Annotated in this window: 15 protein-coding genes and 1 pseudogene; 6 read left to right on the top strand and 10 right to left on the bottom strand. The window is 72.2% G+C overall.

All coding sequences use genetic code 11. The features are described from left to right. Positions 1–76: 76 nt before the first annotated feature. Positions 77–811: pseudogene (locus O2W20_RS22855) on the top strand (SDR family NAD(P)-dependent oxidoreductase); the annotation flags it as partial. A 308-nt stretch (positions 812–1,119) separates the two neighbouring features. Beyond that, positions 1,120–1,647, top strand: a complete 528-nt coding sequence (locus tag O2W20_RS22190) for a GyrI-like domain-containing protein (RefSeq protein ID WP_269173755.1) — start codon at positions 1,120–1,122, stop codon at positions 1,645–1,647. A 208-nt stretch (positions 1,648–1,855) separates the two neighbouring features. On the opposite strand, the gene O2W20_RS22185 is transcribed toward O2W20_RS22190, so the two are convergent. From O2W20_RS22185 to O2W20_RS22175, 3 genes are read right to left on the bottom strand one after another with little or no spacing between them, the layout of a single operon-like run. Further along, complete coding sequence (locus O2W20_RS22185) at positions 1,856–2,218, bottom strand: hypothetical protein (protein WP_269173756.1); 363 nt, start codon at positions 2,216–2,218, stop codon at positions 1,856–1,858. Beyond that, positions 2,215–3,114 (bottom strand): helix-turn-helix transcriptional regulator, encoded by a 900-nt coding sequence (locus O2W20_RS22180; RefSeq protein ID WP_269173757.1) that lies wholly within the window; start codon positions 3,112–3,114, stop codon positions 2,215–2,217. Before O2W20_RS22180 ends, O2W20_RS22185 begins: the two co-directional genes overlap by 4 nt. A gap of 2 nt (positions 3,115–3,116) precedes the next feature. Then, entirely contained in the window at positions 3,117–3,518 is a 402-nt protein-coding gene (locus O2W20_RS22175) for a nuclear transport factor 2 family protein (protein WP_269173758.1), read from the bottom strand. 20 nt (positions 3,519–3,538) lie between these two features. Here O2W20_RS22175 and O2W20_RS22850 point away from each other — a divergent pair, with 20 nt between their 5' ends. After that, complete coding sequence (locus tag O2W20_RS22850) at positions 3,539–4,606, top strand: aldo/keto reductase (RefSeq protein ID WP_442929197.1); 1,068 nt, start codon at positions 3,539–3,541, stop codon at positions 4,604–4,606. A gap of 75 nt (positions 4,607–4,681) precedes the next feature. On the opposite strand, the gene O2W20_RS22170 is transcribed toward O2W20_RS22850, so the two are convergent. From O2W20_RS22170 to O2W20_RS22845, 4 genes are all read right to left on the bottom strand, one after another. Further along, positions 4,682–5,206, bottom strand: a complete 525-nt coding sequence (locus O2W20_RS22170) for an ATP-binding protein (RefSeq protein WP_269173759.1) — start codon at positions 5,204–5,206, stop codon at positions 4,682–4,684. Continuing rightward, positions 5,203–7,311, bottom strand: coding sequence for a SpoIIE family protein phosphatase (locus O2W20_RS22165; protein ID WP_269173760.1), 2,109 nt, complete (start codon positions 7,309–7,311; stop codon positions 5,203–5,205). The genes O2W20_RS22170 and O2W20_RS22165 overlap by 4 nt, the downstream gene beginning before the upstream one ends. Further along, positions 7,308–8,456 carry an acyl-CoA dehydrogenase family protein gene (locus tag O2W20_RS22160; protein WP_269173761.1) on the bottom strand — a complete coding sequence of 383 codons (1,149 nt, stop codon included), beginning with the start codon at positions 8,454–8,456 and terminating at the stop codon, positions 7,308–7,310. The genes O2W20_RS22165 and O2W20_RS22160 overlap by 4 nt, the downstream gene beginning before the upstream one ends. Positions 8,457–8,524: 68 nt before the next feature. Further along, positions 8,525–9,121, bottom strand: a complete 597-nt coding sequence (locus tag O2W20_RS22845) for a GNAT family N-acetyltransferase (protein ID WP_442928958.1) — start codon at positions 9,119–9,121, stop codon at positions 8,525–8,527. 454 nt (positions 9,122–9,575) lie between these two features. On the opposite strand from O2W20_RS22845, the gene O2W20_RS22155 reads away from it, so the two are divergent. The 3 genes from O2W20_RS22155 to O2W20_RS22145 all read left to right on the top strand — a co-directional run bounded on the left by O2W20_RS22155 (position 9,576) and on the right by O2W20_RS22145 (position 12,604). Continuing rightward, the gene (locus O2W20_RS22155; protein ID WP_269173762.1) at positions 9,576–9,731 is read left to right on the top strand and encodes a Zn-dependent oxidoreductase; all 156 of its coding nucleotides are present in this window, start codon (positions 9,576–9,578) and stop codon (positions 9,729–9,731) included. Between the two features lie 744 nt (positions 9,732–10,475). Continuing rightward, a complete protein-coding gene (locus O2W20_RS22150) occupies positions 10,476–12,212 on the top strand; it encodes a DUF429 domain-containing protein (RefSeq protein WP_269173763.1) in 1,737 nt (578 codons plus the stop codon). 266 nt (positions 12,213–12,478) lie between these two features. Beyond that, complete coding sequence (locus O2W20_RS22145) at positions 12,479–12,604, top strand: Zn-dependent oxidoreductase (RefSeq protein WP_269173764.1); 126 nt, start codon at positions 12,479–12,481, stop codon at positions 12,602–12,604. A gap of 28 nt (positions 12,605–12,632) precedes the next feature. Here the strand turns inward: O2W20_RS22145 and O2W20_RS22140 are convergent, their stop codons facing one another. The 3 genes from O2W20_RS22140 to O2W20_RS22130 all read right to left on the bottom strand — a co-directional run bounded on the left by O2W20_RS22140 (position 12,633) and on the right by O2W20_RS22130 (position 14,964). Beyond that, positions 12,633–13,850, bottom strand: a complete 1,218-nt coding sequence (locus O2W20_RS22140) for an MFS transporter (RefSeq protein WP_269173765.1) — start codon at positions 13,848–13,850, stop codon at positions 12,633–12,635. Continuing rightward, positions 13,847–14,020 carry a hypothetical protein gene (locus O2W20_RS22135; RefSeq protein WP_269173766.1) on the bottom strand — a complete coding sequence of 58 codons (174 nt, stop codon included), beginning with the start codon at positions 14,018–14,020 and terminating at the stop codon, positions 13,847–13,849. Before O2W20_RS22135 ends, O2W20_RS22140 begins: the two co-directional genes overlap by 4 nt. Before the next feature lie 251 nt (positions 14,021–14,271). Further along, positions 14,272–14,964, bottom strand: a complete 693-nt coding sequence (locus O2W20_RS22130) for an NADPH-dependent F420 reductase (RefSeq protein ID WP_269173767.1) — start codon at positions 14,962–14,964, stop codon at positions 14,272–14,274. Positions 14,965–15,014: the final 50 nt, after the last annotated feature.

Raw genomic sequence — 15,014 nt, 5'->3', positions numbered from 1 at the left:
TCTGGACCCAACCGCAGGCGACGACTGCGGAACCGCCCCATCATCCGACCGACCATCCGAGCGAAGGCCGTCAGCCATGAGTCCTGTCCAGCTCGACACCGCATCGACCCAGAGCTTCAGCCGTGCAGGGACGCAGCCCGGCCGTCAGGCCGGGAAGACCGCCCTCGTCACCGGAGGCGCACGGGGCATCGGTGCCGGCATCGTCACACGCCTCGCCGCCGAGGGTGCCGACGTCTTCTTCACCTACGCGTCAGCCGCAGCCGACGCTGACGCTCTCGTCGCCGACGTCGGGTCCTCGGGTGGCCGTGCGAGCGCGATCGCCGCGGACAGCGGCGACCGGGCACAGGTGCGACAGCTCGTCGACACGGTCCTGGAGCGCAGCGGTCGCCTGGACATCGTCGTGAGCAACGCCGGCGGCGGCACCATCAAGCCCGTCCCCGACCTGAGCGACGACGAGATCGACCGGATGATCGACGTCAACATCCGGGGGACCGTCGACCTGCTGCGGTTCAGCGCCCCGGCGATGGCCTCGGGCGGCCGGATCATCACGATCGGCAGCGTCAGAGCCCACCACCTTCCCCATGCTGCATCCGCGGCCTACGGGATGACCAAGGGTGCCGTCGCGAGCCTCGTCCGGGGCCTGGCGCGCGAACTCGGCCCCCGGGGGATCACGGTCAACAACGTGCAGCCCGGCCCCATCGACACCGACGCCAACCCGGCCGACGGCCCGGCCGGGGACACCCTCCGGTCGCTCATCCCGATCGGACGGTTCGGGACCGTCGCCGAAGTGGCCTCCTTCGTGGCGTACGTCGCCAGCGACGAGGCTGCCTACCTCAACGGCGCCTCCTTGGACGTCGACGGTGGCTACAGCGCCCGACCGGCATCGGCACACCCACCGCCCGCTCCCCTGCCGCCGTCGCGACTGCGTCGCCCCGCAGCGTGGGGCACACCCTGGCCGCCGTGCGGACCGTCTCCCCCGCTCCCGATCACCAGCCCCGACACATCGGGCAGCGTCGCCCCCCAGCACCGGTCCCGACCCAGCACACGAGGAACGAGGAACACGCCATGTCAGACAACCGCTCCACGCCACACCTCCATGCCGCCGACGAGCCTGAGGCCGTGCGCACTCCGGCCGTCCACTACGTCTCCATCAGCGGCTCCGGCGCCCCGGGGACCGACGCGTTCTACCGCAAGAAGGCCGCCGTCGCCGAGATCGCCCGGGTCCTGGACGAGGGCGGCTCGGGCCCGGTCGTGGAGATCCAGTACTGGTACCCGACGGGGTCGACGCCCGTCGAGATCGCCGACTTCTACAGCGTCAACCCCATCCCCTCACTCCGTTACCGGGTGCTGGCGCTCGTCCCTGCGACCACGACGGCGGACGACCTCGCCGCCGCACGTGCCCGGGCGGCGAGCCCCATCGCCATGGACGAGATCGAGCTGTTCACGCTGCCCGAGCGGGACGTCGTGCAGGTGATGCACCACGGGCCCTTTGCGGAGGAGTTCGGGACGCTCGCCCGACTCGGCGAGTTCGCCCAGGGGCTGGGGCTGCACCGCAACGGGCCCCACCACGAACTCCACCTGGACGGCTTCACCCGGGAGACCCCCCAGCACTCCCTCCGCACGATCCTCCGCGACCCCGTGGCCTAGGTGCACGATGGCGGGCGGGCGCCGGGGTCGACCGTCCCAGCGCCCGCCCCGTCCGCAACCGGTCCGCACGGTCCACCTGACGTGCGGGCCTTCGCCCGCCCCCTCGGCCGGCCAGCACCACCGCCTCGTGGCCTCGGTCCCGGACCGATGCCCGTCAGCGCCCACCCGCGACCACCAGGGTCCTGTTGGTCAGGGCGCAGGCAGCAGATCAGGAATGCGCGGTGGATCCGCCGGCCGAGGGGGCGAGGCCCTGCTCGATCCGGTCCATCGTGTCGGCGAAGGCGGCGGAGATGTCGATGCCGAGGCGCTCGGCGATGACGATCACCCACCACAGCGACTCGGACAGCTTGTGCGCCAGTTGCGCATCGACGTCGCCGGCGATCTCCCAGGTCCCGTCATGCGCCAGGACCAGGCGACCGACTGTGCCGACGTCGTTGCTGAAGCCCAGCATGAGCTCCTGGAGCGTCCACACCTGGCCGTTCAATCGACGCTCGATGGCCTCGTACAGGGCCCGGACCTCCATCGCCCGCCGGCGGGCTGACTCCAGGTCGACCTGTTCTGGGTGGTTCACGGGAGCTCCTGTGTCTGTGACGTGCGGGGGGCACCGGGCTGTCGAAGACCTGGCGCGCCCTCGCGCTGCGTCGCCTCGATCGTGCCGAGGAGGGCAAGGGCGTCCTCGCTGGGACTGCCTGGTGCAGCGCTGGCCACGGTCAACTGCAGTCCCGGGGACTCGCGCACGTCGAACGTCTGGTAGGCCAGCTCGAGCTCGCCGACGGCGGGATGCCGGATGTGCATGTGCACGGTCGTGAGTCCGGCAACCTCGTGGTCGTCCCACATGGCGGCGAACGCCGGGCTGCGCACGTAGAGGCGGCGCACGAGGGCAGCGACCTCGGGGTGGGGCGGCGAGAAGCCCGCGGCGAGGCGGATGCCACTCACCGCGGCGTGCGCGGCGTCGTCCCAGTGCACGAAGTACGTCGGCGCGGTCGGGTCGAGGAACATGTACTGCATCACGTGGCCGTCGTGGTGGGCGGGAGCGATCAACCCGGTTGCGATGTCGTTGGCCGCGAGCACCCGGAAGGCGGGGTTCACCACGTAGGCCGCGGCCGTGGGGAACGAGTTGATCAGCTGCCGCAGGTGTGGGCTCGCCTGCTCGTCGGTGACCCGGGTCGTCGGGGCGAGCCGCGCCAGGCGGAAGGCGTGGTCGCGGGCATCCGCGCCGAGTTGCAGCGCGCGGGCGACCGCCTCCATGAGCTGCGGGGAGGGGGTGCGCTCGCGCCCCTGCTCGAGGCGGGCGTAGTAGTCGGAGCTCACGCCGGCCAGCACGGCGACCTCCTCGCGCCGCAGGCCGGTCACGCGTCGGCTGCCGATGCTGCGCAGGCCCGCTGACTCGGGGGTGAGCCGGGCGCGTTGGGCTCGGAGGAAGTCCCCGAGCTCGTTGCCTCTCCCGCAGGGCTGCGATCCCGGCATGGTCAGCTCCGTTCGGTGTTCACCATCACGAACCGCCTGCAGCGGCCGGATCGGTCGAAGGTCACGGTCCAGAGGTTGTCGAAGTCGCCGAGCTTCGTGTACCTCCCGATCCCGGTGATGACGACGTCCCACCCGTTGATCGCGTTGAGGGACCACTCGAACTCCCATCCGCCACCCTGCCAGTCCCACCGGCTTCGCCAGCCCTCGACGATCGCGTCCCGACCGATCCACCGGGTGTCGAAGGGCGATTCGTGGTACTCGGCGTCGTCGGTGAAGAGGGCCTCGATGTCGGCGCGGGCGTTGCTCTTCCAGGCCGTCACGTAGTCCTCGACCCACCGCGTGATCGAGGCGGTCGTCGGGCCCGGGGTGTCCGGAGGGCCCACGTCTGCGGGGGCTGGCGTCATGGACCCGATGCTGCCCGCAGGTGGAGAGGCCAGACAGGGTGCACCGCTCCCAGGGAGGCGCGCCCTTCATCGGCGAGCTGGACGTCAGCAATCTCGTGAGCAACGACTCCTGTCGCACGCTGGGCACCTCGGGGCTGCGTGTGAGCCCGCTGGCGCTCGGGACGATGACCTTCGACGACGGGACCTGGGGGTCGGTGCCCGAGCTGTCGCACCAGATCTTCGACCGCTACCTCGACGCCGGCGGGAACTTCCTCGACACGGCCAACCAGTACACCGGTGGCCTGTCGGAGGAGACCCTCGGCGCCTGGTTCGTCCGCAACCCCTCCCGCCGGGACCGGGTCGTGCTGGCCACGAAGTTCGGCGGCACCCTGCACCCGGACGACCCCAACGCAGGCGGTGCCGGCCGGAAGGCCCTCCACACGCAGTTGCACGAGTCGCTGAGGCGGCTCGAGACGGACCAGATCGACCGCTACTGGATGCACCAGTGGGACGCGCACACGCCCGTGGAGGAGACCTTCACGACCCTCGACGACCTCGTCCGAGAGGGGAGTTCCGGGCGATCGGCGTCTCGAACGTCCCGGCCTCTCCCCGCAGGGTGCCTTCAGCACGTTCGCCTACCTGCACAGCCGATGGAACCCGGCTGCCCGGCACCTCCGCCGGCAGCTGGACGTCCGGCTCGAAGAAATGCTGCTCGGCCGGACGGTCTGCTGCAACCTCCCACCGGCCCTCGTCCTCTACGCGCGCCGGCCCCGGAGGAGCGGACCTGCTCCGTCAGCGGCTGGAGCCGAGCTGCACCGACCAGTCGCGCGACGAGGTGGCCGACGTCGCCGACCGCGGGCTCGACGTGCGACGACCTCGGCCGCCTGAGCCCCGACAGACGGGCATCGAACGGGCGCCCCGAACGACGCCGACTTGCGGGGCAGGCCCGGTGCCCACGAGCCGTCTGGTGCGTCGAGGTGGAACCGGTGAGCCCGACGGGGGCCTGGCCCCAGCCTGGCGTACACCTGTGCCGTCCAGATCACCGAATTCGGTGGACCCGAGGTCCTCAACGTCGTCGACCTGCCAGACCGCACCCCGGGGGACGGTGAGCAGCTGTTCGAGGTGCGGTCACCGGACCGGCAGGTCGTCGTCCTGTCGTGGCTGCCACGGCGGCGATCAGGCCGCTACTCGGGACGGGGCGACCCGTGCTTGGGCAGCAGCGCCCACACGCGCTTCGTGACGCCATCGACGTCGACACCGTGCGCCGACGTCAGGTCTGCGATGACGTAGAGCCCGTATCCCCCCTGGCCGGCCGGGCGATCGACCGCGGGCAGCGGGAGCTCGTCCCGGGCCGAGTCGGTGGCGACGACGACCCAGTGATCGCCGGCCTCCCTCAGATCGAGGCGGGCCGGAAGAGTGCCGTGGCGCAGGGCGTTCGAGGCCAGCTCGTCGATCACGAGGATGGCCCGGTCCACGATCTCTTCGACGTCGTCATCGGTCCGGATGCCGTCGGCCTGCAGCGACGCGGTCAGGAGAGCCCGGACGTGACGACGGACAGCCCCGAGCTGCCGCAGCGAGGTCAGCTCCACGACGTCAGCGGGCGGCACGTCGGGAACCGGGCTCACGCGTCGCCAGGAGTTCCGGACGGCCTCGATCGTCGCAGCGGCCGGGCCGCCCGGGAGTCCGGTCCCCGGGGTCTCCTGGTTCACGACCCGAGCACCTCGTCGTCCTCGGACGATCGCGGCCGGACGGCGACCATGGCGACGTCGTCCTCCCCCGCCCGCGGGACCATGACGCCGAGAACGGCGTCGCAGAGCTTCTCGATGTCCTCGTCCGCGTGCCGCTCGACGACGTCCAGCAGCCGCTGGAGACCCTGGTCGAGATCCTGCCCACGACGTTCGACCAGTCCGTCGGTGTAGAAGAGCAGGGTCGAGCCGGCAGGTAGCGTCGTCGCCTCGGTGCTCCGCCGGGCCAGTGAGTCGACGCCGAGCAGAAGATCTGCCTTGCCGGTGCCGGGCTCCAGCAGCCGGGCACGGCCGGACGCGTCCAGCAACAGCGGCGGGGGGTGCCCGGCGTTGGACCACTGCATCCGGACGCCGTTCCGTCGGTCGCACCCCGTGGGCGGGGACAGCTGGGCCAGGACGGCGGTGGCCATCGTGGTCAGCTCCAGCCCAACGATCGCCTCGTCCACCGACGACAGCAACCGGCTCGGCACGTCGGCGGAGTTGAAGCAGATCCCGCGCAGCAGCCCGCGGACCTGTCCCATCGCGGCCGCGGCGCGTGTGTCGTGCCCGACCACGTCTCCGATGACGAGAACGAGGTCCCCGCTGCGCTGCCGGAAGGCGTCGTACCAGTCACCTCCGACCTGCGCCTGCTGCGCGGCGGCGACATAGCGGACGGCGATGTCGGCGAAGGCGACGACCGGCGGGGCTGTGAGCAGGCTCTGCTGCAGTTCCGTCGCGAGATGACGCTGCCCGGAGTAGAGCCGCGCATTGTCCAGCGCCATGCCTGCTCGTCGGCCGATCTCGATGGCCACCGTCAGATCGGCCTCCCCGAAGCGGGCGCGAGCTGAGCCCCTTCCCACGAGCAGTGAGCCGAGGACGCCGTTCCGACCCGGGATGGGAACGGCGATCAGGCTGTCCGCGCCGAGCTGTCGCACGAGCGAGCGCAGGGCGGCATCGGGCACCTGAGCGACGAGGCCGTCGGCATCCAGGTCCCGGAGCAGCACCTCCTCCCCTCCGGCTGCCCGCCGACTGGGTTCGGTGACCACGCCGCCGCGGGACTCCAGTCGCTCCACTTCGCCCACCACCGCGGCCAGCGCGGGAGCTCGATGCCGGACCAGGACGTCAGACGGGTGGTCGTGGTCGTCCAGGAGATGGATGCTGAGCCAGTCCGCGAGAGCCGGCACCAGGGTCGCGGCCAGCCGGGACCGGGACTCGGCGACGTCGAGCGACGCCAGGAGCGACTGAGAGACGCGGCCGAGCAGATCGACCTGGGCGGCGAGCCGGTCGCGTTCCCGTTCCGCTCGCCGCTGTTCGGTGACGTCCACGGCCAGCAGCAGGACCACCGGACGGCCGAGGTCGGTCTGGCTGCTGACCGCGCTGAGCTCGACCTCCACCCGGTCGGCGAGCCGCAGCTGCAGCGGCGGCCGGACGACATCGGGAGCACCGCCGTGACCGGGTGGCGGCGGGGCGGCGGTCACCATCGACAGTGCCCCGGGGACGACCTCGTCCACCGGCCGGCCGTACATGGCCGGCTGCAGCAGGAAGAGTCTCTCCGCGCGGCGGTTCCACCCGAGCACCTCTCCCTCGCCGCTGGCGACGAGCACCGCCAGAGGCGCGTGCTCCAACAGGGCCCCCACCGAGGTGATCCGTGACGGCGACCCGGTGTCGGCTGCGCTCGCGTCGAGCATCACCGCAGCGAGGACGGCGCTGTGCCGACGCCGCGCGATGCTGGCGGAGCGCAGCTCCTGCAATCGGGACAGCAGGCCGTCGTCATCGACCCCCGCGACGAGCAGGTCCAGCGGCACACCCGGGGCGAATGATGCCTCTCGCCGGACGGCGTCGGGGGTGCCGGCGAGGACGGCGACGCTCGCGTCCGGCCACAACCGATGAGCCCGCTGCACCGTCGACAAGGCCGAGGGGGCCAGCGACCCGATGACCACGAGGTCCACCGGCCCGCCCGCCGAGATCGGCCGGCCGGCGAGGTCCGACGAGGAGATGCGCTCCGTTCCGGGGAGGTCCTCCACGAGGGAGACCTCGGCGACCGCGACGTCGATGAGGAGGCAGCGGCCCGGACCACCTGCCCCGGTCAATCGCCCAGCAGCGGTAGCCCCAGCGCCGCTCGCCCCGTCCAGGTGCGCAGGATGTCGGTCGTCGGGCTCATCACGTCGGCGGCCCGGGCATCACGCAGGTGCCGCTCCAGGGGTGAGCGGTCCCGGTAACCGACACCGCCGACCAGCGTCATGGCCTCGTTGGTGACGTCCACGGCGCACCTGGCCACCTCTGCCTTCGCGGCGGTGAGGCCGAGCAGCGCCTTCGGTCCGCCGGCGTCGCCCTCCTCGGCGGCCCAGTAGACGAGCCGGCGCGTCCGCTCGACCTGCGCCCACAGCTCGCCCAGGCGGTGCTGGAGGATCGGCTCGGTCGACAGCCTGCGGCCTGTGTGCGCGTGAGCCCGACGGCCCAGGTGCGCCGTCGCCTCGTCCAGGGAGGCCTGCGCGACCCCGAGGTAGCTCCCCGCCATCGCCATGAGGAAGTACGGGGCGACGACCTCGAACACGTACCAGATCTGGTCGCCCTCGGCCCCCAGCAGGTGGTCGGCACCGACACGGACCCCGTCCAGCCGGGCCCGCCGCGACGAGTTGCCGCGCATGCCGACGCCGTTCCACGCGTCGATCCAGGTCAGACCGTCGGAGTCGCCGGGGACGAGGACGCAGGAGAACTCGCCCACGGGCGCATCCGGGTCGGCGGCGACGGTGCTGACGACGTAGGAGTCGGCCTGTGAGCCGTTGGTGACGAACGACTTCTCTCCGTCGATCCGCATCCCCGATCCGGTCTGCGTCATCCGGGTCTGCGGCAGCCAGAAGGCCGCACCGGTTCCGGGCTCGGACAGCGCCAGGGTCGTGAAGTGCTCCCCCGCCACGATGGCGTCCAGGAAGTCCGTGCGCTGCCGGTCGGTCGGCTTGGCTGCGATCACCGCGGTGCCCACGGAGTGCATGCCGAAGCACAACGCGGTGGAGGCGCACACCCGGCCGAGCGCCTCGCCCACCGCCGCGACGCCGCTGAGGCCGAGCCCCGCTCCGCCGAGGGACCGCGGGGCCGCCAGCCCACCCAATCCGGCTCTCTGCAGGGCGCGCAGCGGCTCGATCGGCCAGACGCCGGAATCGGTGCGGTCGACCAGTGGCCGCGCGACCGCCTCCGCGATCTCCGAGGCACGCAGCGAAGCCTCCGCGACACTCACCGGGGGCACAGTCACAACGGGGAACCATAGGCGACCGCCGGCAGATCAGCGGAGACCAGACAGGCCGATCACCAGGCCAGAGGCGATGGCCGCCCGGCCACGTCTCGCGGACGGCAGCCGTGATGATCAGCCGGTATCGACGTTGGCCGCTGTCCTGCCGCCTGCTGAACGGTCCCTGCGGCCATCGCCGGGCAGGCCAGCGCTCGCCGGGCGGCAGTGGCCGCCGGGTCGTCACGCCGTGGATCCAGCGGTTGGGCCCACGCGATGTCAGCTGCAGACCCAGACCGCGCTGACCGCGCCGCTCGAACCAGGCAGCGGGCGAGGTGGAGGCGGAAGCCTCCTGACTCTGCGGCGAAGCCCCAAGATCGGTCGAGCTGATGCGCACCGTCGTCAACACGGCGCTCGTGAGAGAGCAGTTGGACCTTCCGGCAGGAAGCCTTGCGTGCGTCATCCAAGGCGCGCTGGACGAGCAGCCGAGCCACGCCTCGCCGGCGGTGAGCGTAGGCGACGACAACAGCCTCGATGAACGCCGAGGGCCGGCTGCCGTACGTGAGATGGGGCATGAGCACCGTGGCTGCCGTGCCCACTGGGTCCTCGTGGCCCCCGGGATCGTCGTCGTGCTCGAAGTGCACCAGCTGGACGGTGACGTGGGGCGTCCCCGTCATACGGGCCAAGGTCGCACGCGGGCGGTGACTCGGCTCACGCACCAGAGGGAGTTGTTCCGGCGCCTCGGCCTGATTCTGCGCGAGCACGTTCAGGACCGCCGGCAGATCCGCAGCTGTTGCCTGCCGCACTCGGTAGGTGGCAGCGGTGTCACGCAGTCGTGGATCGAAACGCCCTGCTCAGGGACCGCAGAAGCCCGCGATTGGTGCCGCTCGCCAATCCGGCGGGGAACCGGGGTGCTTGGTTTCGGTGGTTCTCGGCCTCAGCCCCCTCCCGCGCCCGCCCCAACACTTCTCACCGGAGCTGACGCGCAATCGCGAACTGTTCCACCCGGCCGCGCTGACGCCACGTTCGAACCGACTGATCGCCGTCATGGCGCACCCCCACATGCAGGCCGACGCCGGCCTGGACCGGAGCCCGTACGGGCGACAACTCGCCGCCCGTAGGTTGAGGAGCATGCGTGCTGTGCAGATCACCCGCTTCGGCGGCCCCGAGGTCATGGACGTCGTCGACCTGCCCGACCCCACCCCTGGGGACGGCGAGCAGCTCTTCGACATCAGCTCCAGCGGCGTCAACTTCGCCGACGCCCACCACCGGCTGTCTCGCAACTGACCTGAGCCACCCCGCATGCGCGAAGCAGCCCGCGCGCATCCGCCACCGGCGGGCGCGGCCCCTGTCGCTTCCGGAGACATGATCCGGCGCCACGGGGGCAGCGGGCGGCGACCGCATGGCCGGCTGTTCCGAGCACCCAGGGCGGCACGGGGCAGGTGCGCATCCGCGTCGCTGCAACGACGTGCAGGTCGGCGATGCGGTCATCGGCGCCCTCGCGATCCTCGGCCTGACCACGCCCGGCAGGAGCTCGTCGACCACGACCGGCTGACCACCGGGCAGCGCGTGGTGGTCAACGGGCGGCCACGGCGGTCGGCGGCTGGGCCGTCCAGCCAGCCACGGGCGCCGGCGCGGACGTCATCGCCACGGCGATGACGTCCGCTTGTGGGACCCCGACCCGCACTGCGGGGGACGCCCTTGCCCGAAACCTCGTGGAATGCGCCCACGGTTGGCGGACTTCGCGCCGCGCCGATGCCGTCGGTGGGAGCCGAGACAGGTGCCCGCCGCGGATGCGTACGCAGGTGACGGCCCACGGACGGGCGTCTGGGAGACCAACGCCTGCGGGGAGTCGGTGTCGTGACGGTTTCGCGCAGCTCGTTCGTGTCCTCGCCTTCGGCCACCGAAGAACGGGCCGGCCAGTGGAACGGCGCCCATCCGAGCGACCTCGGGCGGACCATCACACGCACTCGCCTGGCACATCCCGCGGGACAAGCCCCGACGAGTTGTGGGGCAGGGCAGGCTGACCTCGTGCAGCACATCGGGATCGACCTCGCCTGGGGCCTCAAGCAACCCACCGGCCTCGCCGTGCTGGACGACGCCGGCCGGCTGGTGCACGTCAGCGCGGTGCGCACCGACGAGCAGATCGAGACCGCGCTGGCCCCGTTCACCGCCGGCCCGTGCATCGTGGCGATCGACGCCCCGCTGGTGGTCACCAACGCCACCGGCAACCGGGCCGCCGAGCGGGCGCTCAACGCCGACTTCGCGAGGTTCCAGGCCGGGGCGCACCCGACGAACACCGGCAAACCCGAGTTCACCGATGGTGACACCCGCGGCGGGCGGATCGGCCGGCGCCTGCGGCTGGACCTCGACCCCCGCTCGGGCCGCAACCGCCGGGCGATCGAGGTCTACCCGCACGCGGCGACGGTGGCGCTGTTCCGGCTGGGCCGCACGCTGAAGTACAAGAACAAGCCGGGCCGGGTGCTCGAGCAGATGCGTGCGGAGCTGCTGCTGCTCATCGACCTGCTGGGCGCGGTGGTCGAGCTCGACCTCGGTGCACCGTTCGCCGGGCTGCGCCAGCAGGTGCAGGCCGCCACCCGCAAGAGCGAGCTGCGGGTGGCGGAGGACCAGGTCGACGCCGTGGTGTGTGCCTACGTGGGATGGATCGCCGTCCGGCGCCCGGACGAGGTGACCACCTACGGCGACGCGGCCGGCGGCGCCATCGTGACCCCGACCCTGCCGCCGGACCTGCGACCCGGCCCCCGGGTCGCCGCACCCGCGGCCGACCCGGTGCAGCAGGCCATCCAGGCGTACGCCGACGGCCGGCCCGAGACCCTGGTCGCCGGGGCGCAGGCGCTCGCGCTCATCACCGGGGTGCTCGACGACGCCGGGATCAACTACCTGTCGGTGACCGGGCGGACGAAGACCGTCGCCTCGTTCGCGGAGAAGGCGGCCCGCACGGTCGACGGCGTGCCTGCCTACCCGGACCCGGCGCGGGAGATCACCGACCAGATCGGCGTGCGGGTGATCACCTACGTGCAGAGCGACGTGGAGGCGGTGGCCGAGCTGCTGGCTGCGCAGGTGCGGGTGATCGACGACCGCGACATGGGTCGGCGGACCGCGCAGCAGGGCCGGTTCGGTTACTCCAGCCGGCACCTGCTGATCGGCGTGGACCCGGGCCGGGCGCCCGAGCTGCCGGAGCTGGTCGGGCGCGTGGTGCAGGTGCAGGTGCGCACGGTGCTGCAGCACGCTTGGGCTGAGTTTGAGCACGACATCCGCTACAAGGGCACGGTGCCGGCCGAGCACGCCTCCGAGTTCGACCGCCGGTTCACCCTGGCCGCCGGGTTGCTGGAGCTGGCCGACCAGGAGTTCACCGCGATCCGCGAGCGCCTTCGGGCACCCGTTCCCGTCGACGAGGCCGACGACACCGACCCCGACGACCCTCGAATCGCGCCCCGCGAGTTGGCTGCGTTCCTGGCCGGGCAGTACGCCGACGCCGGCTGGTCGCGCCCGGACCACTACACCTGGATCTCAGGCCTGCTGCTGGAACTGGGCGTGACCAGCCTGGTGGAGCTGGGCGAGGTGCTGCGCGGCGCCGACGACAGCGGCATCCCGGCCCGGATGGACTACCGCTATCCCCCGGGTGCCGTGCGTCGGCTGGACGACATGCTGCTGGCCGGCTTCGGGCAGCGGTACGTGGAACTGCACGGGAACGCCGACCGGCGGACCGCGCTGACCACCCGGCTGCAGCGGCTCGCGGGCGGCTGACCGGCGGCCCCGCAGCCGCCCGCGCGAGCGATGGGAAGCCCGCCACCAGCGGTGGGGCTGCGGGCGCCCCCTGTCCGCCCGCGACGACGAGCTCGCCGTCGTCCACCGGGCCGCAGCAGTCCTGCGCGCGGTCACCCCCTGGCTCGAGCGGTCCGGAGACACGCCGTGGCACGACCACGTCCACCTCTGGGTCCGGCGGCTCACCACCACGCCGCGGCCGAGCACCCGGCGGCCGGCGTCGCCGGCGACCGGCGGGACTGGCCGGAATGCTGTTCGACGTCGTCGACGTCCCCGAGACGAAGGCGGGTGCGGGTGCGGGCCAGACCCTGCACGACGTCTCCGCAGCCGGCATCAACTTCGCCGACACCCACCACCGGCTGGCAGCCAACTGACCCGAGGTCCAGGAGATCGAGCGGGACGTCAGCCTTGGCGGCGCAGGGTCACCAGCACTGCGGCACCCGCGATCGACGCGGCCCCGCCGACCAACAGCGGGGTGCCTGCCGAGATGCCGTCGACGAGCACCCCGCCGACGACCGCGCCGATCGCAATGGCGACGTTGCAGACCGTCACGATGAGCCCACCGATCTGCTCCAGCCGCGTCGGCTCGGTCCTGGCGCCCCAGCTCAGCACCGTTGTCGGCACACCCCCGAACCCGAAGCCCCACAGCATGGCGGCGGTGAACAGGCCGACGATCGAACCGCCGGTTCCGAGCATCACGAGCATCCCGACTCCGAGCACAGCGGGGAACAGGAGCAGGCCGACCTGCGGCGCACGGTCGGCCACGGGGCCGCTCAGCGCCGTGCCGAGGAAGGCGGCGAGCCCGAACACGAGGAGCAACAGCGCCAGGCCGCCGGCGTCGATCCCGGACATGCTCTCCACGGCGGGCCGGATGTAGGTGAACCCGCTGAAGTGACCGCCGAAGACCAGCAGGACCGCGAGCAGGCCGAACAGGACCACGCCGGAGCGCAGGACCGAGCCGAGCGCCCGGAGTCCGCTCGCCGAGGTGGGGGCGACGCTCGGCAGCGTCGCCGCCTGCACGGCCAGCGCGACCACGGCTACACCGGCGCCGAGCACGAACACGCCCCGCCAGCCCCAGACCCCACCCAGCCAGGCGCCGAGCGGGACGGCTGCGACGGTTGCGGCCGCCACGCCGGAGTTGATGACGGTCAGGGCGCGCCCGACGTGATCGGGGTGCACGAGGTGCGCGGCCATCGAGGTGGCCAGCGCCCAGAACCCGCCGAGGGCGACGCCCAGCAGGAGCCGCGCGGACAGCAGCACGACGAGGTTCGGCGCGAAGGCAACGACCAGGTTCGAGATCGCGGCGAGAAGCGTCAGCCCGATCATGACGCGGCGCCGGTCGGCACGCGGCAGGACCACCGAGATGAAAAGCGCCGACAGTGCGGCGGCGAACGCGGTGACGCTGACGGCCTGTCCCGCCGCACCGGCCGACACGTGAAGGTCCTCGGCCATGCGCGGCAGCAGACTCGCCGGCAGGAACTCCGACATGACGATCGCGAGGATCCCGAGGCTCAGCGAGACGACGCCGGCCCAGGACGAGCGCTCCGCCGTCGCGCCGGTCCCGCCCGTCGCTGCGCGCGGGCCGGCTGCGGGACGCTCCTGGTGTTCACAGGTGCTCACCACGGCAGTTCCCCGGCCTCGTCCTGGAGCGTTCCGGTGGGGCCGGTCGCGTCGAGGGTGGCCAGCCGCACGACGACCCGGGCACTCATTTCGGCCGGGCGTCCGATGCCGAACGCCGCGGTGATGTCGGTCGCGGTGGTGCGGGCCCCGGTGATCAGGGTGACGGTCATGTTGTCCCTCTCGAGGTGCTCGGCCCCGAAGGGGGCCGTTCTGGAGGCTGTGAACCGGGGACCGACCCACCCAGAGCCCTGGTCGGCCTGGGGTGCGACGGGGCCCCGCTGATCGCCGACTGCGGCCCCGGGTCGCTGACGTGCTCGAGTCGACGGGGTCGGCCCGGCTCAACGCACCGGCGATGCGTGGCGACAGTGCCGCTGTAGGACGACCGGCCGACCGCCATCGACCCTCGGAACAGGACTCGACATCAGCCTGTGATCCGGTCTGCGCGCCGCAGGTTGTGGACGAGCTCCTCGCGGCTCTGTCCGTCGACGTGATGGCGCCACATCGGCGTTCCCGGGGCGCTGCGCCATGAGTCGCTGAGTGGGCTGTTGTCGACCGCGTCGAATCCGAGGTCGTCGTACAGGCGGGTGACGAGCTCGACGGCGTCCGGCAAGTCGCTCGAGACGACCAACGCCTTCCGGTCGGGTGCGCCGGGCGGCCTGGCCAGCCGGAGCAGGGCAGGCATCCTGTCGCCCGGGACGCGGATCGGGTGGCGTTCGTGGAAGTGGACGTGTGAGAAGGCCTTCACGAGCTTCGACGCGGGCAGCTGCTCCTGACGCAGCTCATGGATCGTCTTCCGGCCGAGGTCGACCTCGGGGATGTGCCCGTCGCGCCAGACCATGTAGTTGTTGTTGTCGATCACGACCTTGCCCCGGAGCTCCTCGACCGGTAGCCGGGCGGTGGGCGTGTACGGGAACGCAACGACCGCCAAGTCGGCCACCGCCGCGGCCTCCGCTGCGTGCGCAGCGCGAGCCCGTGGGCCCAGCTCGCTGATCAGACCTGCCAGCGACTCCGGTCCTCGCGAGTTCGCGATCACGATGTCGTAGCCGGCCGCGATCGACGCTCGGGCGAGGGTGCTCCCCGCCTGCCCAGCGCCGAGGATGCCGATGGTCGTCATGGTCGGAGCTCCTTGCGTCGTGGCAGAGTGCGCTCCTCAGCGACGCCGAG

The sequence above is a fragment of the Modestobacter sp. VKM Ac-2982 genome (genome assembly GCF_026967935.1).
Taxonomy (GTDB): domain Bacteria; phylum Actinomycetota; class Actinomycetes; order Mycobacteriales; family Geodermatophilaceae; genus Modestobacter.
Note: the sequence above shows the minus strand (reverse complement) of the source record. Positions and strands in the feature narration are given on the sequence as shown.